This is a genomic window from Ralstonia soli, from assembly GCF_023955655.1.
Lineage (GTDB): Bacteria > Pseudomonadota > Gammaproteobacteria > Burkholderiales > Burkholderiaceae > Ralstonia > Ralstonia soli.
Genome location: NZ_JAMXHT010000004.1, coordinates 398,832 through 418,968, shown reverse-complemented (window position 1 = coordinate 418,968; position 20,137 = coordinate 398,832). Strand labels below are relative to the sequence as shown.

Sequence of the window (20,137 nt, the reverse complement as noted above, 5' to 3'; positions counted from 1 at the left end):
CGAGCGGCCGCCGCCTCTCTCGCGGCGCCGTAAGCAGGGGGTTGTTTGGCCAAGAGCAAGACGGTCTACACGTGCACCGAGTGTGGTGGCACGGCGCCGAAATGGGCGGGGCAGTGCCCGAATTGCCAGCAATGGAACACGCTGGTGGAAACCGTCGCGCAACCGACCTCGGGTGCGGGTGCGCGTTTCCAATCGCTGGCGTCGAGCGCCACGGTCCGCAAGCTGTCGGACATCGACGCGGTGGATGTACCGCGTTTCTCCAGCGGCATCGACGAGTTTGACCGCGTGCTGGGCGGCGGCCTGGTGGGCGGTGGCGTGGTGCTGATCGGCGGCGATCCGGGCATCGGCAAATCGACGCTGCTGCTGCAGGCGTTGGCCAACCTGTCTGCCACGCGCCGCGTGCTGTACGTGAGCGGCGAAGAGTCTGGCGCACAGATCGCGTTGCGCGCGCATCGCCTGGGCATCGAAAGCGACAGCCTGGCACTCCTGGCCGAGATCCAGCTCGAGCGCATCCAGGCGACGATCGAGACGGAAAAACCCGAGGTCGTCGTCATCGATTCGATCCAGACGCTGTATTCGGAGGCGCTGACCTCGGCACCGGGCTCCGTGGCGCAGGTGCGCGAATGCGCGGCGCAGCTTACGCGCATCGCCAAGCGGCTGGACGTCACCACCATCCTCGTCGGCCACGTCACCAAGGAGGGCGCGCTGGCAGGGCCGCGCGTGCTCGAGCACATCGTCGATACGGTGCTGTATTTCGAGGGCGATACGCATTCAGCCTATCGGCTGGTGCGCGCGTTCAAGAACCGCTTTGGTGCGGTCAATGAACTGGGCGTGTTCGCGATGACGGAGCGGGGCTTGCGCGGCGTGGCGAATCCGTCGGCGCTGTTCCTCTCGCAGCATGAGCAGGTGGTGCCGGGCTCGTGTGTGCTCGTGACGCAGGAGGGCACGCGACCGCTGCTGGTGGAAATCCAGGCGCTGGTGGACACGGCTAATGTGCCGAACCCGCGTCGCTTAGCGGTGGGCCTGGAACAGAACCGCCTTGCGATGCTGCTGGCGGTGCTGCATCGTCATGCGGGCATCGCCTGCTTCGATCAGGACGTGTTCCTCAACGCGGTGGGCGGGGTGAAGATCACCGAGCCGGCGGCGGACCTGGCGGTGCTGCTGGCGATTCATTCGTCGATGCGCAACAAGCCGCTGCCGCGCGGGCTGGTGGTGTTTGGCGAGATCGGCTTGGCGGGGGAGATTCGCCCCACGCCGCGCGGACAGGAACGCCTGAAGGAAGCGGCCAAGCTCGGCTTTTCGATCGCCGTGATCCCCAAATCCAATGCGCCCAAACAGCCGATCGACGGGCTGGAGGTGATTGCCGTCGAGCGCATCGAGCAGGCGATCGATCGCGTGCGTGCGCTGGAAGTCTGATCCTTCAAAATTTCGCAACGGTATCGCTGATGTCATTTGAAAATGCGCGTGCCGTTGCGGTGCGATAATCCGCCAACTTTTCCCCAAGATTTCTTCCCTGAACTGACGCCGCCATGCAAGCCAACTCGCGCGCCTTTTTCCTGCTGATTGCCGTGATCGCCTTCGGGCTCGTCGGCTATGCGCTGTATCTGCAGCACGTGGAGGGGCTGCAGCCGTGCCCGCTGTGCATCCTGCAGCGGTTCGCCTTCCTTGGCATTGGTGTGTTCTCGCTGCTGGCTGCGCTGTCGTCGGCCACGCGGCTGCTGTGGCACGGGCTGGGGATGCTGTCCGGGCTGGCCGGCCTGTGCGTGGCGGGGTACCACGTGTCGCTGCTGCTGAACCCGAAGGCGAGCTGCGGGATCGATCCGATTGAGAATTGGGTCAATGCGCTGCCTACTGCCAAATGGCTGCCGCAGGTATTCGAGGCGGATGGCCTGTGCGTCGGGCCGATGCCGCCGGTGCTCGGTCTGGCGGTGCCGGTGTGGTCGCTGATCTGGTTGGTGATTCTGTCGCTGACGCTGGTGGTGGCGATGATTCGGCGCGAGCGCCGGTAAGAGGGGGTTGGGCTGCCGGTTTGTTGCTGGTGGTCCATCCCTTGTTTCATCCCCTGCCGGGGCTGACTTACTTTCTTTGTCTTGCCAAAGAAAGTAAGCAAAGAAAGGCGCGCCCGAGATGGCGACCCATTCCTTGAATTTATGTCGCAGAGAGGGAGTGCAGGCAACTCGCTTCGCTCAGACAGGCCTGCACTGCTTTTCCTCTCTGCAACAGAAATTCAAGGCGCCATCTAGGGCATCAACGGCCAAACCATCGTGGTGCTGGCGTATTCGCCCGCGCACGTGGTTTCGGTGACTGTCGCTAGTCCTTGAAGCGTAGCGGCAGGGCGAGCTGTACGGGCTCGCCGTTCTCCTTTACCACGCTGTTGCGCTCGGTGAAGAGCGGGTGCTGCATCGCTTCTTCCATGCGCAGCACGGGGGTGACGCAGCAATCGGCATTGGCGAAACGCGCGATCCATTCGGCCTGTGTGGCGGTGAGGAACAGCGCGGCGAGTTCGTTGCGCATCGACTGCGCGTCTTCCCCGCCGACGCGCTGGCCGAGCGCCCAGTGTTTGTCTTTCCATTCGGGCTTGCGGATGACATCGCACATCGCCTGCCAGAACTTCAATTCCAGCGCGCCGACGGCCATGAAGCGATCATCCGCCGTGCGATACACGCCGTAGCACGGTACGCCGCCGTTGAGCAGGTCGGTGCCGGCGGGGCTGGCTTTGCCGCGCGCGCCGACGGCAAAAAACGCCATCAGGTTGTGCGCGAACACGGAATCCGTCATCGACACGTCGATGTAGCGGCCACGTCCTGTGGCGCGGGCATCGACCAACGCTGCGAGGATGCCGACCACCGCCGTTAACGCGCCGCCCAACAGGTCGCCGATTTGCACATTCGGCACGATGGGCGTGCCGTCTGCGCTGGAGAGTTGATCCAGCATGCCCGCGTAGCCGACGTAGTTGATGTCGTGGCCGGCGGCTTGCGCGAGCGGGCCGTCCTGGCCGTAGCCGCTGATGGAACACATGACGAGTGCCGGATTGGCGGCGCGCAGGGTGTCCCAACCGACGCCGAGGCGCGCCATGACGCCGGGGCGAAAACTCTCGATTAGCACGTCGGCATGGCGCACGTGCTCGATGAGGGCTTCGCGGTCTTCTGCGAGCTTGAGGTCGAGCCGCAGTTCGGTCTTGCTGCGATTGAGTGAGCGGAAGAACAGGCTCGGGCGTTCGGCCGCGCGGTCGGCGGGCGAGCGCATCATGTCGCGGGCGTAGTCGCCGGGGCCGGGGTCTTCAATCTTGATGATCTCGGCGCCCAGATCAGCCAAATGGCGCGTGGCGGCAGGGCCGGGCAGCAGGCGCGTGAGATCGAGTACGCGCACGCCGGCCAGCGGTTGATGCGTGGCGGTGTCCGGCGAGGGGGATGTCATTCAAGCGTCTCCTGATTGGCCGGACACGCCAGCCTTAGCTGATCTGTTCGAGTTGTTCGTGCAGTTCGAGCCAGCGCTCTTCCAACTCGTCGAGTTCGTTGTTCACTTCGGCCTGGCGGCGCAGGCTTTCCATCATGCGCGTCTTGTTGGCTTCCTCGTACGCGGCGCCGTCGGCCAGGAACGCCTCGAGTTCGGCCTTCTCCTTCTGCAGCGGTGCCATGCGCTTTTCGATGGCGTCGACGTCCTTTTGCAGTGGTTTGCGCAGCGCATTCAGGCGCTGGCGCTCGGCGGCTTCTTCGCGTTTCTGGTCGCGGCGGTTGGCGGTGGGCGTGCCATCCGTGTCGGCGGAGGCCGTCGGCGCGCTGGCGGCGGCACGCTTGGCGGCGGCCTGCTTGAGCAGCCAGTCGCGGTAGTCGTCCAGGTCGCCGTCGAACGGGGCGACGGTGCCTTGACCGACGAGCAGGAACTGGTCGGTCGTGGCGCGCAGCAGGTGCCGGTCGTGCGAGACGAGGATCAGCGTGCCGTCGAACTGGGCGAGCGCCATCGTCAGCGCTTCACGCGTGTCGAGATCCAGATGGTTGGTCGGCTCGTCGAGCAGCAGCAGGTTGGGGCGTTGCCAGACGATGAGCGCGAGCGCGAGGCGCGCCTTTTCGCCGCCGGAGAACGGGGCGATGGGCGCAGTCGCCATGTCGCCGCGGAAGTTGAAGCTGCCGAGGAAATCGCGCAGTTCCTGTTCACGCACATCGGGCGCGAGGCGCGCCAGATGCAGCAGTGGGGATGCGTTGTCGTCCAGCGTTTCCAACTGGTGCTGGGCGAAGTAGCCGATCTGCAGGCCCTTGCCACGGCGGATCGTGCCTGAGAGCGGCGCCAGCGTGTCCGCCAGCGTTTTCACCAGCGTCGATTTACCTTGACCATTGGCGCCCAGCAGGCCGATGCGCTGACCGGTCTGGATCGAGAACGTCAGATGCTTGAGGATGGTGATGGGCTGGTCTTCGCTCGGGCCCGGATAGCCGCAATCGACGCCCTCGAACGTGAGCATCGGGTTGGGTGCCGCATCGGCCTCGCGGAATTCAAACGAGAAGCCCGCCGCCGCGTGCACGGGCGCGAGGCGTTCCATGCGCTCCAGCGCCTTGACGCGGCTCTGCGCCTGCTTGGCTTTGCTGGCCTTGGCCTTGAAACGCGTGATGAACGATTCGAGATGCGCGATCTGCTTCTGCTGGCGCGCGTAGGACGCTTCCTGCAACGCCATCTGCTGCAAGCGCTGCGTCTCAAATTGCGTGTAGTTGCCGCCGTAGCGCTTGAGCTTCTGGTGCTCGATATGCAGCGTGACGTTGCACACGCTGTCGAGGAATTCGCGGTCATGCGAAATCATCACCAGCGTGCCGGGGTAGCGGGAGAGCCAGTCTTCCAGCCAGACCACGGCGTCCAAATCCAGGTGGTTGGTGGGCTCATCGAGCAGCAGCAGGTCGGACGGGCACATCAGCGCCTGTGCCAGGTTCAGACGCATGCGCCAGCCGCCGGAGAAGCTCGCCACCGGCTGCGTGGTCTGCGCCATCGTGAAGCCGAGGCCGAGCAGCAGCGCCTGGGCACGCGCCGGGGCGGTGTAGCCATCGGCATCGGCAAAGGCGGTGTGGGCTTCGGCTTGCGCGTGGCCGTCGTGGGCGGCTTCGGCGGCGGCCAGGCGGCGTTCGATGTCGCGCAGACGAGTGTCGCCGTCGAGCGTGTAGTCCAGCGCGCTGCGATCGACTGCGGGCGTTTCCTGCGCCACGTGGGCGACCTGCCAGGTGGGTGGGATGGCGACTTCGCCGCCGTCGGCGTGCAGCTCGCCGCGCAGCATCGAAAACAGCGTGGATTTGCCGCTGCCGTTCACGCCGACAAGGCCGACCCGTTCACCGGGGTTGAGGGTGGCGGTGGCGTGGTCGAACAGCACCTTGGTGCCGCGCTGGAGGACGAGGTCGTCGAATCGGATCACGAAAACTGCGCTTAAGACAATCGAAGAAGGGTGCGATTGTAGCCTGCTGCGGCGCACGATCCTGGCGCCTCAGGGTCAATTCGGATCGTTTGGACTGGTGCATCGCACCGTGATGAGGCGGCGCTCGCCCGCAATCTGTGCACCCGCTTTTGACCTAGGGAAAACCATAGGTCTTCATGAAAGTTTTTTTCTTTACATGCACGATTCGTGAAAATACATTTACACAAAATTTTCACGGCCCCGACTCATGGCAAAACCCACCAGCAAGCGTACGGATGTGTCGAAAGGCGCATTTGCCGCTGATGCGACGGTCTCCGAGCGCATTGGGGCAGCGCTTGCCACGCTCACGCCGGCGCACCAACGCATGGCGGAATACGTGCTGGCGAACCCGTTTCGCGCCGCCACCATGCGCATCGACGAGTTTGCCGCTGCGGTGGAGATGTCGATTGCCACGGCCAACCGCTTTGCGCTGGCGCTGGGCTTCGACGGCTACCCGCAGTTTCGCTCGGAACTCCTGCGCGGCTTTGAGGCAACGCTCGCACCGGTCGAGAAACTGCGTCACGAGCTGGCCCGCCCGGCCACCAGCGCGGAAATCTTTGCTGCGTCGCTGAACGAAGACATCGCCAACCTCGACGCCACGCGCCGCATGCTCGACGCCGCTGCCTGCGAGCGTGCGGTGGATGCCATCCTGGGTGCACAGCGCATCTACGTAATGGGCTTTGGCGCCAGCGGCTACCTTGCGGGTCTGCTGCGCCATGGGCTGGATTTGTATTGCGACACGGTGATTTCCGTCTCGCAGCCGGGCGGGGCATCAGATGCTGCGCGCCAACTGCGCAAGATCGGGGCGAAGGATCTGCTGATCGCCATCGCGTTCCCGCGCTACGCCGCCGATACGATCACCCTGGCCAAGCAGGCCGTCGATCAGGGTTGCCAGGTGCTGGCATTGACCGACGGCCCGACCTCGCCGCTGGCACCGCTGGCCCACATTGCGCTGTATGCGCGTACGGAGCGGCAGTTCTCGGCGACGTCCGACACGGCTGCGGTGGCGCTGTTCGAGGCGCTGTGTGGTGCGGTGGCGCATCGTTCGGCGCATTCGCTCGAATCGGCTGAACGCCTGACCGCATTCGTGCTGCCGTGGCTGCATACCGGACAGACGTCGCGCGGCAATGCGTCCGCCGACGCCGCCATCACCACTCCCACGCCGGGGCGCCGCCGCAAGCGCACCCTTGAAAACTGATTTTCACCAAGCCAAGCATGATCACGCCCATTCTTGCCATCCACGGCGGCGCCGGCACCATCACCCGCTCGGACATGAGCGCCGATAAGGAAGTCGCTTACCAACAGGCGCTCAACGACATCCTGGCCGCTGGCCAGCGCATCCTTGTCGACGGCGGCAGTGCGCTGGACGCCGTGACCGAAGCCGTGCGCCTGCTGGAGGAATGCCCGCTGTTCAACGCCGGCAAGGGCGCAGTGCTGACCAGCGCCGGCACGTATGAACTCGACGCGTCGATCATGGACGGCGCCACGCTGGCCGCTGGTGCCGTGACGTGCGTCAAACGCCTGCGCAACCCGATCCTGGCTGCGCGTGCCGTGATGGAGCACAGCGAGCACGTGCTGTTCACCTCCGAAGGTGCCGAAGCCTTTGCCAAGGCGCAGGGGCTGGAATTCGTCGAGCCCGAGTACTACTACACGGAAGCGCGCACCGCCCAGTGGCAGCGCGCCCGCCAGAAAGACGGCATGGCGATGTTCCTCGACCACGACGCTGCATCGCTCATGGCTAAGGAAAGCGCGCCTATCGACCCAGACACCAAGTTCGGCACCGTCGGCGCCGTGGCATGCGATGCGCAGGGCCGCCTGGCCGCGGCAACGTCCACCGGCGGCGTCACTAACAAGAAGGTCGGACGCGTGGGCGATACGCCGATCGTCGGTGCGGGCTGCTTTGCGAACAACGTGGCGGCGGTGTCGTGCACGGGCACGGGCGAGATGTTCATCCGCGCTGTGGCCGCCTACGACGTGGCCGCGCAGATGGAATACGCCGGCAAGTCGCTGGCCGATGCGGGCGACGACGTGGTCATGCGCAAGCTCGTCGCCATCGAAGGGCGCGGCGGGATGATCGCCGTGGATGCGCAGGGCAATGTCGCCTTGCCGTTCAACACCGAAGGGATGTACCGCGGGTTCGTGCGTGGGGCGGAAGCGCCCGTTGTGTCGATCTACCGCTAAGCACGTAGGAAAGCAGGAGAGTTGCCGTGAGTGCCACCAAACAGCAAACCGCCAACACCACGATTGCGATGCCCGATCAACGCATCGTGCAGGTGCAGGACTTGAGCGTGCGCTTTGCCACGTCCGAGCGTGTGGTCGACGCGGTGCGCAACCTGTCGTTCCATGTGGACCGCGGCGAGACGCTCGCTGTGGTGGGGGAGTCGGGCTCGGGCAAGTCGGTCACATCGCTGGCGCTGATGCGGCTGGTGGAGCACGGCGGCGGCAAGATCGTCGGCGGGCAGATGCATCTGCGTCGTCGCAACGGCGAGGTGGTGGATCTGGTGAATGCCAGCCAGTCCGATATGCGCAACGTGCGCGGCGCCGACATCGCGATGATCTTCCAGGAGCCGATGACTTCGCTCAACCCGGTCTTTACCGTGGGCGAGCAGATTGCCGAGTCGATCCGTCTGCATCAGGGCAAGTCGTCCAGTGAGGCCAAGGCCGAAGCGCTGCGCATGCTTGAGCTGGTGCGCATTCCAGAAGCGCGCAATGTGCTGGGGCGCTATCCGCACCAACTGTCCGGCGGCATGCGCCAGCGCGTGATGATTGCGATGGCGCTGTCGTGCAAGCCGTCGCTGCTGATTGCGGACGAGCCGACCACCGCGCTGGACGTGACCATCCAGGCGGAAATCCTGCAACTGATCCGCGCGTTGCAGCAGGAACTGCACATGGCCGTGGTGTTCATTACGCACGACATGGGCGTGGTGGCCGAAGTGGCCGACCGCGTGCTCGTCATGTACAAGGGCGACCGCGTGGAGGAGGGCCCGTCGGCCACGGTGTTTGCGCAGCCGGCGCATCCGTACACGCGTGCGCTGCTGTCGGCCGTGCCGCGTCTGGGGGCGATGGAGGGCACCGATGGCCCCGCGCGCTTCCCGCTGTTGCGCGTGGACGGCACGGCGGCGGCAGTCGATACGACACCGCAACCGGCGGCCCCGCATGACGTACAACCCATTCTGCGCGTGCGTGATCTCGTCACGCGCTTTGACGTGCCCACGGGCATCTTCGGCCGCGTCACGCGCCGGGTGCATGCCGTGGAGCAGGTCAGTTTTGATCTCTACCCTGGTGAGACGCTGGCGCTGGTCGGCGAATCGGGCTGCGGCAAGTCGACGACGGGACGGTCGCTCTTGCGTCTGGTGGACAGCCAGAGCGGGAGCATTGAATTTGCCGGCCAGAACATCGGCGAGTTGAAGGGGCCTGCGCTCCAGACGCTTCGCCGAAACATCCAGTTCATCTTCCAGGACCCATTCGCCTCGCTGGACCCGCGCGTGCCAGTCGGCTACTCCATCATGGAGCCGCTGCTGGTGCATAAGGTGGCGTCCGGCAAAGAGGCGCAGCAACGTGTGGAATGGCTGCTCGACAAGGTGGGCCTGCAGGCCGCGCATGCGTCGCGCTATCCGCACGAGTTCTCGGGTGGACAGCGTCAGCGCATCTGTATCGCACGCGCGCTGGCGCTGAACCCGAAGGTCGTGATTGCCGACGAATCGGTGTCTGCGCTCGATGTGTCCATCCAGGCGCAGATCGTCAACCTGATGCTCGATCTGCAGAAGGAATTTGGCGTCGCGTTCCTGTTCATCTCGCACGACATGGCGGTGGTGGAGCGCATCAGCCATCGCGTGGCGGTGATGTACCTGGGCCAGATCGTCGAGATCGGCCCGCGCCGCGCGATCTTCGAGAACCCGCAGCACCCGTACACGAAGAAGCTGATGTCGGCCGTGCCGATTGCGGACCCGGCGCGCCGACACCTGAAGCGCGAGCTTTCCACACACGAAATTCCCAGCCCTATCCGCGCCGTTGGCGACCTGCCGGTGGTGCAGCCGTTGGTGCAAGTGGCGCCAGACCACTTTGTTGCCCGTCATTCCATTGGCGGTGCGTATTAATCGCAATACAGAACGCAGTAAGACGTCATCTTTGTTGAGGAGGTAGGAAATGTTCAATCGCTTTGCTTTCGGCCCGCGCGCAGCCATGGTTGCCAGCGGCCTGGCCCTGGCGGCATTCACCATGCCGGCCTTTGCCGCCAAGGACGCTGTGATGGCGGTCTACTCGACCTTCACCACGATGGACCCGTACGACGCGCAAGACACGCTGTCGTTCAGCGCTACCAAGTCGTTCTATCAAGGCCTGTTCGGCCTGGACAAGGACCTGAAGCTGGTCAACGTGCTGTGCGACAGCTATGACGTGAGCAAGGATGGCCTGGTCTACACGTTCAAGCTGAAGAAGGGCGTGAAATTCCACGACGGCACCACGTTCGATGCCAACGCCGTCAAGGCCAACCTGGACCGCGTGACCAATCCGGCCAACAAGCTCAAGCGCTACACGCTGTTCAACCGCGTGGCCAAGACTGAAGTGGTGGACGCCAACACGGCGCGCGTGACGCTCAAAGAGCCGTTCTCGCCGTTCATCAACGTGCTGGCGCACCCGTCGGCGGCCATGATCTCGCCGGCCGCGCTGCAGAAGTACGGCAAGGACATCGCCTTCCACCCGGTGGGTACCGGTCCGTTCGAGTTCGTCGAGTGGAAGCAGACCGACTACCTGAAGGGCAAGAAATTCGACGGCTACTGGAAGCGTGGCCTGCCCAAGATCGACACCATCACCTGGAAGCCGGTGGTGGACAACAACACGCGTGCCACGGTCATGCAGACGGGCGAAGCCGACTTCGCGTTCAGCATTCCGTTTGAGCAGGCTGCGGTGCTCAAGGGCAGCGCGAAGGTGGACCTGATTGCCTCGCCGTCGATCATCCAGCGCTACATCACGTTCAATACGCGTGTGAAGCCGTTCGACAACCCGAAGGTGCGCCAGGCCATCAACTACGCCATCAACAAGGATGCGCTGACCAAGGTGGCCTTCTCGGGCTACGCAGTGCCGGCCGAAGGCGTGGTGCCCCCGGGCGTGGACTACGCCGTCAAGCTGGGCCCGTGGCCGTATGACCCAGCCAAGGCGAAAGAGCTGCTGAAGGAAGCCGGTTACCCCAACGGTTTCGAGACGCAACTGTGGTCGGCCTACAACCACACGACGGCGCAGAAGATCATCCAGTTCGTGCAGCAGCAACTGGCGCAGGTTGGCATCAAGGCGCAGGTGCAGGCACTGGAAGCCGGCCAGCGCGTGGAGCGCGTCGAGAGCGTGCAGAAACCGGAAGATGCCGGCGTGCGCATGTACTACACGGGCTGGTCCTCGTCGACGGCGGAATCCGATTGGGCACTGCGTCCGCTGCTGGCGTCCGAGTCGTTCCCGCCGCGCTCGTTCAACACGGCGTACTACAAGAACGACCAGGTTGACGCCGACATCGCTGGCGCGCTGCATACGACCGATCGCGGCATCAAGACCAAGATGTACACCGACGCCCAGAAGCACATCTGGGAAGACGCGCCGTGGGCCTTCCTGGTGACGGAAAAGATCGTCTACGCACGCTCCAAGCGTCTGTCGGGTGCCTACGTGGCGCCGGACGGTTCGTTCAGCTTTGACGATATCGACATCAAGCAATAAGTCTCACGGTTGTACCGGCCCGCGCAGCCCTTGCGCGGGCCACCAGAATTTCCGCCTGCGGTGGATTTGCCATGCTGAACTACTTCATTAAACGTGTGCTGGGCGTGATCCCGACGCTGCTGATCGTGGCAGTGCTGGTGTTCCTGTTCGTGCACCTGTTGCCGGGCGACCCGGCGCGACTGGCCGCCGGCCCTGAAGCCGACCCGGCCACCGTCGAGCTGGTCCGCGCCGATCTGGGTCTGGACAAGCCGATGCACGAGCAGTTCGTGCGCTTCTTCGCGAATGCCGTGCGCGGCGAGTTTGGCAACTCCATCCGCACCAAACGCCCGGTGAGCGAGGAGATCGGCGAGCGCTTCTGGCCGACGCTCAACCTCACCATCGCCAGCATGGTGTGGGCAGTGATCTTCGGCATGGTGATCGGCATTACCTCCGCCGTGTGGCGCAACAAGTGGCCGGACCGGCTGGGCATGACGCTGGCCGTGTCCGGTATCTCGTTTCCCGCTTTCGCGCTGGGCATGCTGCTAATGGAAGTGTTCTCGGTGCAGCTCGGCTGGCTGCCGTCCATCGGCGCGGATACCTGGAAGCACTACGTCCTGCCGTCGCTCACGCTGGGCGCCGCGGTGGCCGCCGTGATGGCGCGCTTCACCCGCGCATCGTTCGTCGAGGTGTTGCAGGAAGATTTCGTGCGCACGGCCCGTGCCAAGGGCGTGCGCGAAACGGTGGTGGTCATCAAGCATTGCCTGCGCAACGCGATGATCCCGGTGGTGACCATGATGGGCCTGCAGTTCGGCTTCCTGCTGGGCGGCTCGATCGTGGTGGAGAAGGTGTTCAACTGGCCGGGCCTCGGGCGGCTGCTGGTGGATGCGGTGGAGATGCGCGACTACCCGGTCATCCAGGCCGAGGTGCTGCTGTTCTCGCTGGAATTCATCCTGATCAACCTGGTGGTGGACGTGCTGTACACGGTCATCAACCCGACCATCCGCTACAAGAAGTAAGGAGACCGCCATGACACAAGTCGCAAGCCAGGCCGTCGCCCCGCAAGCCGCCACCGAACCCGTCCGCACGCCGTGGAGCGAGTTCTGGCGCAAGTTCCGCAAGCAGCATCTGGCGATGGGCGCCGGTGTGTTCGTGATCGCACTGGTGGTGGTCGCCATCCTCGCGCCGCACATCGTGCCGTTCGACCCGGAAAATTATTTCGACTACGACGCGCTCAACGCAGGGCCGTCGGCGCAGCATTGGTTCGGCGTCGATTCGCTCGGCCGCGACATTTTCAGCCGCATCCTGATGGGCACGCGCATCTCGCTGGAAGCGGGCTTCGTGTCGGTCATCATCGGCGCCATCGTGGGCACCATGCTCGGCCTGCTCGCCGGTTACTACGAAGGCTGGTGGGATCGCATCGTCATGCGCATCTCCGACGTGCTGTTCGCCTTCCCGGGCATTCTGCTGGCCATCGGCATCGTGGCCATCCTGGGCAACGGCATGATCAACGTGATCTTTGCCGTGGCGGTGTTCAGCATCCCGGCGTTTGCGCGGCTGGTGCGCGGCAACACGCTCATGCTCAAGCATCTGACGTATGTGGAAGCCGCCCGCAGCATCGGCGCATCGGACTGGACGATCATCATGCGGCACATCCTGCCGGGCACGATCTCGTCCATCGTCGTGTATTTCTCGATGCGGATTGGCACCTCGATCATCACGGCCGCCAGCCTGTCGTTCCTGGGCCTTGGCGCACAGCCGCCGACGCCGGAGTGGGGCGCGATGCTCAACGAAGCCCGCGCTGACATGGTGACGGCACCGCACGTGGCGATCTTCCCGAGCCTGGCGATCTTCCTGACCGTGCTGGCGTTCAACCTGCTGGGCGACGGCCTGCGCGACGCGCTGGACCCGAAGATCGACCGCCGTTGAGATGTCCCTGATGTCCATCAGTCTTCCCACCATCGGGGCACTGCCGGCCGGGCCGCGCAACAGCATCACGGATGTGACCGGCGTGACCGTCGGCCACGCCACGCTTGCTTGCGGCGACATCCAGACCGGCGTGACCGTGGTGCGCCCGCACGCCGGTGACCCCTTCGTCGACAAGGTCCCCGCCGCCTGCGCCGTCATCAACGGCTTCGGCAAGAGTGTCGGCCTCGTGCAGGTGGAAGAGCTGGGCGTACTGGAAACGCCGATCGCGCTGACCAACACGTTTGCCGTGGGTGCCGTGGCACGGGCACAGATCCGCCAGGCCGTGGCCGCCAACCCGCAGATCGGGCGTGAATGGCCGACCGTCAATCCGCTCGTCTTCGAATGCAATGACGGCTACCTGAATGACCTGCAGGCGTTTGCCGTGCAGGATGTGCATTACGAGGCCGCGTATGCCGCTGCTGCCGAGACCTTCGAGCAGGGCGCGGTCGGTGCAGGGCGGGGGATGTCGTCGTTTGGCGTGAAGGGCGGCATCGGCTCCGCTTCGCGCGTGGCGTCGCTGGCCGACGGCACGCAACGCACCGTAGGCGCGCTCGTGCTCTCCAACTTTGGCGTGACGGAAAACCTGACGCTGGCCGGGCGCCACATCGGCGCAGAGCTAGCGAAGGCACTGGACGCCGCCAAGCCCGAGCCCGAGAAGGGCTCGATCATCATGCTGCTCGCCACCGATGCGCCGCTCGATGCGCGCCAGTTGCGCCGCCTCGCCTTGCGCGCGGGGGCGGGCCTGGCACGTACCGGCTCCGTCTACGGCCATGGCAGCGGTGATATTGCACTGGCGTTTTCCACGGCCTACACCGTGCCGCATCAAGGCACGCGTGCCATGCCGGCCATCGCCATGACGCACGAATCGCACCTCGACCCGCTGTTCCAGGCCGCCGCCGACAGCGTGGAGCAGGCCATCGTGCACGCGCTTTTCCACGCAACCGCCGTGACCGGCCGCGACGGCCACACGCGCCGCGCCCTGACCGAATTGATCTGATCTGACCTCATGCGCATCCTGATTTCCGCCGACATCGAAGGCGTGGCCAACGTCTTCCACCCCGAGCAGACGCGCGCCGGCAATGGCGAATACGAACGCGCCCGCCGCTGGATGACCGCCGAGGCCGATGCCGCCGTGCGCGGTGCCTTCGACGGCGGTGCCACGGAAGTGCTTGTCAACGATTCGCACGGCGGCTTCCGCAACCTCATCCCCGAGTCAATCGACCGCCGCGCACGCTTTGTCCTCGGCAAACCGCGCTACCTGAGCATGATGGCCGGGGTGGATGGCTGCGACGCTGTCTGCATGATCGGCTACCACGCTCGCGCCGGCAGCCGCGGTGTGCTCGCGCACACCATCAACAGCTTCGCCTTCACGCGCGTCTGGTTCAACGAGCAGGAACTGGGCGAGGCGGGCATCTACGGCGCACTCGCCGGCGAACGCGGTGTGCCCGTGGCCGTTGCCAGCGGCGACGATGTCTTCATCAAAGAGACCAAGCCGCTGCTGCCGCACACCACGTTTGTCGAGACCAAGCAGGCTGAAGGGCAAAACGCAGGGACATCACTCTCGCCCGAGGAATCGTGCGAAGCGATTTACGCGGCCGTCAAGGCGGCCGTGCAGCGTGGGCACTTCAGCATGCCGCTGCGCATCCCGGCGCCGATCGTGTGCCGCCTGCAGACGCAAACGCCCGCACTGGCTGACCTCTTTTGCCAGTGGCCAGCATTGGAACGCATGGATGGCACGATGCTGCGTTTCGCAGCGGATTCCGTCGAACATGCCGTACGCATGCTCAACAGCCTCTCCGCCATGTCCGCGATGCTCCGTTGAGAACACAAAGACGCTAACGCGCGCGCCCAGATGGTTTGGCCGTACCTGCCCTAGATGGCGCCTTGAATTTCTGTAAGCGGGCGGAAAAAAGACGGGAAACTGTCTGAGCGCAGCGAGTTTTTCCCGTCTCCGCCCGGTTACAGAAATTCAAGGGGAAGTCGCCATCTCGGGCGCGCCTTTCTTTGCCTAGCTTTCTTTGGCAAGACAAAGAAAGTAGGTCGGCCCCGGCAGGGGACGAAACAGGGGTGGACCCAAAACGCACACCCAAGCGTAAACTTCAGGCTATCCAACCCCGAAGGAGCCCCCCATGACCCGCGCACTCACACTCACCACGCTGCTGTGTGCGCTAGCAGTAACGGTAACGGCCTGCGACCGCCGCCCATCCCCGTCCAGTCCGCCCACGCCGCAAACCACCAAAGCCGAAAAGGCCGCAGCAGCGCTGGCCAAGGCCGCCGCCGAATTCAAGTGCCCCGCACCGTCCGCGCGCTTCATGATCGACGACGGCACCAACCGAGGCCCGAAGCAGCCCGTACGCACCAATTGCACCACGGCTTACGCCACGTGTGACGCCCAGTTGCAAGCCGTCTTCGACCACTGCCCGAGCGGCCAGGTGTTTGATAAGCGCTTTTCGATCTGCGTCGTGAAAGACGCGTGCGACGAAGTCCGGTCCTGACGCCATTGCAGCGGCAGCTGCGGTCGTCATCGAGCGTTGCACTCGACGCGCCGCGTTACGAACCTCAAACGCCGGGTTCCAAACTCGGAATGTGAGGTTCAGAACAGCAATCAAGACGCGCTGAACCCGGAATGCCAGGTCCGGAACCCGGCCCGTTGAGGTTCAGAACCCGACGCAACGAGTCCGGAACCTCAACCACGGCGTCCGAAACGCGAAACGCCGAGCTTTGAGCCCGGCGTCTGGTGTTGCTGAACCTCAAACCTCGCGTTCCGGACCTGAACTGTCGGGTTCGGAACGCCACACACTTATAGCGCCTCGCGCGTCACCAGGAAGACCTGGTCTTCACCCGCACTGGTCGGCAGCCAGATCAGGTCCAAATCCGGGAACGCGGCTTCAACGTTCTCGCGCTCGTTGCCGATCTCCACCACCAGCACGCCATGCGGCTTCAGGTGGCGCGGCGCATCGGCCAGGATGCGGCGCACGATGTCCATGCCGTCGGTGCCGCCGGCCAGGGCCATGTGCGGCTCGGCGCGGTACTCGGGCGGCAGCGCCTGCATCGAGGTTTCGTTCACGTACGGTGGATTGGTCAGGATCACGTCGTAGTGCACGCCCGGGGGCAGCGGCGCATATAGGTCGCCCTCGTGCAGGCGGATGCGGTCTTCCAGCTTGTAATCGTCGACATTGCGATTGGCTACCACCAGCGCATCCGGCGACAGGTCCACTGCGTCGATGGTCGCGTTTGGCCATTGCAGCGCAGCCAGGATCGACAGGCAACCCGAGCCGGTGCACAGCTCCAGCACATCGGTCGGGCCGTCTTCCTGGTCGATCCAAGGTTCCAGGCCTTCTTCGAGCAGTTCGCCGATGAAGCTGCGCGGGACGATCACGCGCTCGTCCACGTAGAAGCGCATGCCGTGCATGAACGCCTCGTGCGTGATGTACGCGGCGGGCACGCGGTCGACAGTGCGGCGCTCGATCACCTTGAGCACGGCGGCCACTTCCTCGGGCAGCAGGCGCGCGTCCATGAACGGCTCCAGCGTGTCGATCGGCAGGTGCAGCGTGTGCAGGATCAGGTAGGCGGCTTCGTCGTAGGCGTTCTCGCTGCCGTGGCCGAAGACGAGGCCGGCAGCAGTGAAACGCGACACGGCGTAGCGCAGCAGGTCGCGCACCGTGGTGAACGGATGGGAGGCGGGCAGGGTGGGCGTGGTCATGTTCGGCGGGTTGTGGTTCAACGCGGTTGTTGTTTGGCGGCCAGCAGGTCGACGTAGGCCACGTCGAGCAGATCGGCCTCGGCAATGCCGAGCGATTGCATCAGTTGGTGGGCGATCTCCACGCCGTCGTCTTCGGATTGCTCATCGTGCAGCACGACTTCGAGTTCGACGAAATCGCCGAGGTCTTTGACGGCATCGACATGAATGCGCGTCTGCCCGGCGAGATAGAGCTGACGCACCTTGATGACGCGGCCAGCAGTGCCGATGGCGGCGGCCAGCGTGTCGCGCAAGGCATCGGGCGCCGCAGTCGGCACGATGTGGTAATTCGAGACGCGCGGGCCGGTGCTGTCGGCGCGGAAGTAGTGGATCAACTCACCGCGCTCGGGTGAGAACTGCCGCAGCTTCAGGCGCCCGTTGGCGCAGGCGAAAAACGTGTCGTCCTGATCAATGCGCTCGGGGCCCGAATCGGCGATGGCGGCAGCGCGTTCGAGCAGCGCCGCCACATCGCGCACACGCGCCTTGATCTCGACGTTGCGTGCCATCAGGCAATCAATGTTTCCAAGACGCGGCGATACACGTTCTTCAGCGGCTCGATAAAGGCCACCTCGACGTGTTCGTCGATCTTGTGGATGCTCGCGTTCGGCGGGCCGAACTCGATCACCTGCGGGCAGATCTTTGCGATGAAGCGGCCGTCCGACGTGCCACCGGTGGTCGACAGTTCGGTGGTCACGCCGCACTCGGCCTGGATGGCGGCCGAGAGGGCTTCGGACAGATCGCCACGCTCGGTCAGGAAGGGCTCGCCGCCCAGCGTCCAGTCGAGCGTGTAGTCGAGGCCGTGGGCATCGAGGATGCCGTGCACGCGGGCCTTCAGGCCATCCGGCGTGCTGGCCGTCGAGAAGCGGAAGTTGAAGTCGATCGTGACGTGACCCGGGATGATGTTCGTCGCGCCTGTGCCGCCGTGGATGTTCGACATCTGCCAGGTGGTCGGCGGGAAGTATCCGTTGCCGTCGTCCCAGGTGGCGGCAGCGAGTTCAGCCAGCGCCGGCGCGGCTAGGTGGATCGGGTTCTTGGCCAGATGCGGATACGCGATGTGGCCCTGCACGCCATTCACCGTGAGCTTGCCCGACAACGAACCGCGTCGCCCGTTCTTGACCATGTCGCCGAGCGTCGACACCGAGGTCGGCTCGCCCACCACGCAGTAGTCGAGGCGCTCGCCCCGTGCGCGCAGCAGATCGCACACCTTGACGGTGCCGTCGTGCGCCGGGCCCTCTTCGTCGCTGGTGATCAGGAAGCCGATCGAGCCGGCGTGGTCCGGGTGCTTGGCGACGAATTCTTCCGAGGCCACCACGAAGCCGGCGATGGACGTTTTCATGTCTGCCGCGCCGCGGGCGTAGAGCTTGCCGTCGCGGTGCGTGGGTTCGAACGGGTCGGAGTGCCATTGCTCGACGGGGCCGGTCGGCACCACATCGGTGTGGCCTGCGAAGACGAGCAGCTTGCCTGCGGTGCCGGCCGTGCCGCGCTTGACGGCCCACAGGTTGGTCACGCGAAAGTGGTCCGGGCCGCTGACCACGGTTTCGCATGTGAAGCCGGCGGCGGTCAGGCGTTCGATCAGCACGTCCTGGCAGCCCTTGTCTTCGGGCGTGACGGAGCGGCGGCGGATCAGGTCTTCAGTGAGGGCAAGCGTGGGCTGCATGATGAGAGCAAAGAATCAGAACAGGTTGGCGTATTGGTCTGCCGAAAAACCGACGTTGACGGCGCCGCCATGCACCAGCACCGGCCGCTTGATCAGCGACGGGTTGGCCTGCATCAGCGCAATCGCGCCGGCTTCGTCTTCAGCGCGGGCCTTGTCGGCATCCGACAGTGCGCGCCACGTGGTGCCCTTGCGGTTGAGCAGCGTGGTGAGCGGCACATGCTTGAGCCAGCCGGCCAGCATATCGGCGCTCACGCCCTGTTTCTTGAAATCGTGGAAGGTGTACGCAACGCCGTTCGATTCGAGCCACGTGCGGGCCTTCTTCACGGTGTCGCAATTGGGGATGCCGTGCAGTGTCGTCATGGTGTCAATGTTGGGTGGCGACGATGAGCGCCGCGATGGCCAGCACAAAACCGATGGCGGCCAGCCATGTCATGCGCTTGAGACGGCGTTCGAGCCGCGCGGCTTCATCGCGCAGGGCGTCGATGGTGATGGCGTGCTGCTCGGCCAGGAGCTTGACGGATTCGGCCTGCTGGAGGATCGCCGCTTCCAGCTCGGCAATCCGTGCGCTTTGGGTATTCAGGTCAGGCGCGGCACCTTCTGCGCGCGCAGCGTCGGTACCGGCTTTCTTGCGGTTCTTGAACTTGTCGATGGTCTTGTTCGCCTGCTCCAGGATGGTGGGCAGCAAAGACAAGACAGTACCGATGGTGTTCGGATCAAGACCCATGATGCGTTGGCGCAGTTTGTCGAGTTTTCCAGACATGCTGCGTTCAGGTTGGTTGGCGTGCCGGTCAGACTACACGACACGCCTACCGTTCCTATTTAGTCGCCGCGGAGCAACTCGTTCAGGCCAACCTTGGCGCGCGTCTTGGCGTCGACCTTCTTGACGATCACGGCACAGTACAGGCTGTGCGTGCCGTCCTTGCTCGGCAGGTTGCCCGCCACCACCACCGAGCCCGCCGGGATGCGGCCGTAGCTGACTTCACCGGTTTCGCGGTCGTAGATCTTGGTCGACTGGCCCAGGTACACGCCCATCGAGATCACCGAGTTCTCTTCAACGATCACGCCTTCCACCACTTCCGAACGTGCGCCGATGAAGCAGTTGTCTTCAATGATGACCGGGTTGGCCTGCAGCGGCTCCAGCACGCCGCCGATGCCCACGCCACCCGACAGGTGAACGTTCTTGCCGATCTGAGCGCACGAGCCCACAGTGGCCCACGTGTCGACCATCGTGCCTTCATCCACATAGGCGCCGATGTTGACGTACGACGGCATCAGCACGGCGTTCTTGGCGATGAACGAGCCACGGCGCGCCACGGCCGGCGGCACCACGCGGAAGCCGCCTGCTGCGAAGTCTTCCGCCGTGTAGTTGGCGAACTTGCTCGGCACCTTGTCGTAGAACTGCGTGAAGCCGCCTGCGGCCATCGGCGCGTTGTCTTCCAGGCGGAACGACAGCAGCACGGCCTTCTTGATCCACTGGTTGACGACCCACTCGCCGTCCTTCTTCTCGGCCACGCGCAGTGCGCCCTTGTCGAGCTGGGCGATCACGTTGGCCACAGCTTCACGGACATCGGCCGGAGCGGCCTTGGGCGACAGGTTGGCGCGGTCTTCCCACGCTTGGTCGATCAGGGATTGCAGTTGTTGCGTCATGGTCTTGTTGGCTCTCGAAGAG

19 protein-coding genes are annotated in these 20,137 nt (G+C 64.7%); 11 read left to right on the top strand and 8 right to left on the bottom strand.

Features of this window, described 5'->3' with window-relative positions; genetic code table 11:
* Positions 1 to 45 precede the first annotated feature (45 nt).
* Entirely contained in the window at positions 46 to 1,416 is a 1,371-nt protein-coding gene (radA, locus tag NG900_RS12205) for a DNA repair protein RadA (protein ID WP_252680522.1), read from the top strand.
* Positions 1,417 to 1,529: 113 nt separating this feature from the next.
* Positions 1,530 to 2,009, top strand: a complete 480-nt coding sequence (locus NG900_RS12200) for a disulfide bond formation protein B (RefSeq protein ID WP_252680520.1) — start codon at positions 1,530 to 1,532, stop codon at positions 2,007 to 2,009.
* 301 nt (positions 2,010 to 2,310) lie between these two features.
* Here the strand turns inward: NG900_RS12200 and NG900_RS12195 are convergent, their stop codons facing one another.
* Both NG900_RS12195 and NG900_RS12190 read right to left on the bottom strand, forming a co-directional pair.
* Positions 2,311 to 3,417, bottom strand: coding sequence for a CaiB/BaiF CoA transferase family protein (locus NG900_RS12195; protein WP_252680518.1), 1,107 nt, complete (start codon positions 3,415 to 3,417; stop codon positions 2,311 to 2,313).
* 34 nt (positions 3,418 to 3,451) lie between these two features.
* The gene (locus tag NG900_RS12190; RefSeq protein ID WP_252680516.1) at positions 3,452 to 5,389 is read right to left on the bottom strand and encodes an ATP-binding cassette domain-containing protein; all 1,938 of its coding nucleotides are present in this window, start codon (positions 5,387 to 5,389) and stop codon (positions 3,452 to 3,454) included.
* Positions 5,390 to 5,636: 247 nt separating this feature from the next.
* Here NG900_RS12190 and NG900_RS12185 point away from each other — a divergent pair, with 247 nt between their 5' ends.
* From NG900_RS12185 to NG900_RS12145, 9 genes are all read left to right on the top strand, one after another.
* Positions 5,637 to 6,626 (top strand): MurR/RpiR family transcriptional regulator, encoded by a 990-nt coding sequence (locus tag NG900_RS12185; RefSeq protein WP_252680514.1) that lies wholly within the window; start codon positions 5,637 to 5,639, stop codon positions 6,624 to 6,626.
* A gap of 17 nt (positions 6,627 to 6,643) precedes the next feature.
* Entirely contained in the window at positions 6,644 to 7,609 is a 966-nt protein-coding gene (locus NG900_RS12180) for an isoaspartyl peptidase/L-asparaginase family protein (RefSeq protein WP_252680512.1), read from the top strand.
* A gap of 68 nt (positions 7,610 to 7,677) precedes the next feature.
* Positions 7,678 to 9,525 carry a dipeptide ABC transporter ATP-binding protein gene (locus NG900_RS12175; RefSeq protein ID WP_252680919.1) on the top strand — a complete coding sequence of 616 codons (1,848 nt, stop codon included), beginning with the start codon at positions 7,678 to 7,680 and terminating at the stop codon, positions 9,523 to 9,525.
* Between the two features lie 49 nt (positions 9,526 to 9,574).
* Positions 9,575 to 11,128, top strand: coding sequence for a glutathione ABC transporter substrate-binding protein GsiB (gene gsiB, locus NG900_RS12170; RefSeq protein WP_252680510.1), 1,554 nt, complete (start codon positions 9,575 to 9,577; stop codon positions 11,126 to 11,128).
* Between the two features lie 71 nt (positions 11,129 to 11,199).
* Positions 11,200 to 12,123 carry a glutathione ABC transporter permease GsiC gene (gene gsiC, locus NG900_RS12165; RefSeq protein WP_252680508.1) on the top strand — a complete coding sequence of 308 codons (924 nt, stop codon included), beginning with the start codon at positions 11,200 to 11,202 and terminating at the stop codon, positions 12,121 to 12,123.
* Positions 12,124 to 12,133: 10 nt separating this feature from the next.
* Positions 12,134 to 13,033 (top strand): glutathione ABC transporter permease GsiD, encoded by a 900-nt coding sequence (gsiD, locus tag NG900_RS12160; protein WP_252680506.1) that lies wholly within the window; start codon positions 12,134 to 12,136, stop codon positions 13,031 to 13,033.
* 10 nt (positions 13,034 to 13,043) lie between these two features.
* Positions 13,044 to 14,069 carry a DmpA family aminopeptidase gene (locus NG900_RS12155; protein ID WP_252680504.1) on the top strand — a complete coding sequence of 342 codons (1,026 nt, stop codon included), beginning with the start codon at positions 13,044 to 13,046 and terminating at the stop codon, positions 14,067 to 14,069.
* 9 nt (positions 14,070 to 14,078) lie between these two features.
* Positions 14,079 to 14,894, top strand: a complete 816-nt coding sequence (locus NG900_RS12150; protein ID WP_252680503.1) for a M55 family metallopeptidase — start codon at positions 14,079 to 14,081, stop codon at positions 14,892 to 14,894.
* A 307-nt stretch (positions 14,895 to 15,201) separates the two neighbouring features.
* Positions 15,202 to 15,567: a chitin-binding domain-containing protein gene (locus NG900_RS12145; protein ID WP_252680502.1), complete on the top strand. Its 366-nt coding sequence runs from the start codon at positions 15,202 to 15,204 to the stop codon at positions 15,565 to 15,567.
* Between the two features lie 305 nt (positions 15,568 to 15,872).
* Here NG900_RS12145 and prmB read toward each other — a convergent pair whose 3' ends face one another.
* The 6 genes from prmB to dapD are packed head-to-tail and all read right to left on the bottom strand — an operon-like array spanning position 15,873 to position 20,115.
* The gene (prmB, locus tag NG900_RS12140) at positions 15,873 to 16,775 is read right to left on the bottom strand and encodes a 50S ribosomal protein L3 N(5)-glutamine methyltransferase (RefSeq protein ID WP_252680500.1); all 903 of its coding nucleotides are present in this window, start codon (positions 16,773 to 16,775) and stop codon (positions 15,873 to 15,875) included.
* 17 nt (positions 16,776 to 16,792) lie between these two features.
* The gene (locus NG900_RS12135; protein ID WP_252680498.1) at positions 16,793 to 17,317 is read right to left on the bottom strand and encodes a class IV adenylate cyclase; all 525 of its coding nucleotides are present in this window, start codon (positions 17,315 to 17,317) and stop codon (positions 16,793 to 16,795) included.
* Positions 17,317 to 18,468 (bottom strand): succinyl-diaminopimelate desuccinylase, encoded by a 1,152-nt coding sequence (dapE, locus tag NG900_RS12130; protein ID WP_252680496.1) that lies wholly within the window; start codon positions 18,466 to 18,468, stop codon positions 17,317 to 17,319. Before dapE ends, NG900_RS12135 begins: the two co-directional genes overlap by 1 nt.
* A gap of 15 nt (positions 18,469 to 18,483) precedes the next feature.
* On the bottom strand, positions 18,484 to 18,828 hold the full coding sequence (locus NG900_RS12125) for an arsenate reductase (protein WP_252680494.1): 345 nt from the start codon (positions 18,826 to 18,828) through the stop codon (positions 18,484 to 18,486).
* 4 nt (positions 18,829 to 18,832) lie between these two features.
* Positions 18,833 to 19,228 (bottom strand): hypothetical protein, encoded by a 396-nt coding sequence (locus NG900_RS12120; RefSeq protein ID WP_252680491.1) that lies wholly within the window; start codon positions 19,226 to 19,228, stop codon positions 18,833 to 18,835.
* Positions 19,229 to 19,287: 59 nt separating this feature from the next.
* Positions 19,288 to 20,115 (bottom strand): 2,3,4,5-tetrahydropyridine-2,6-dicarboxylate N-succinyltransferase, encoded by an 828-nt coding sequence (dapD, locus tag NG900_RS12115; RefSeq protein ID WP_252680489.1) that lies wholly within the window; start codon positions 20,113 to 20,115, stop codon positions 19,288 to 19,290.
* Positions 20,116 to 20,137: the final 22 nt, after the last annotated feature.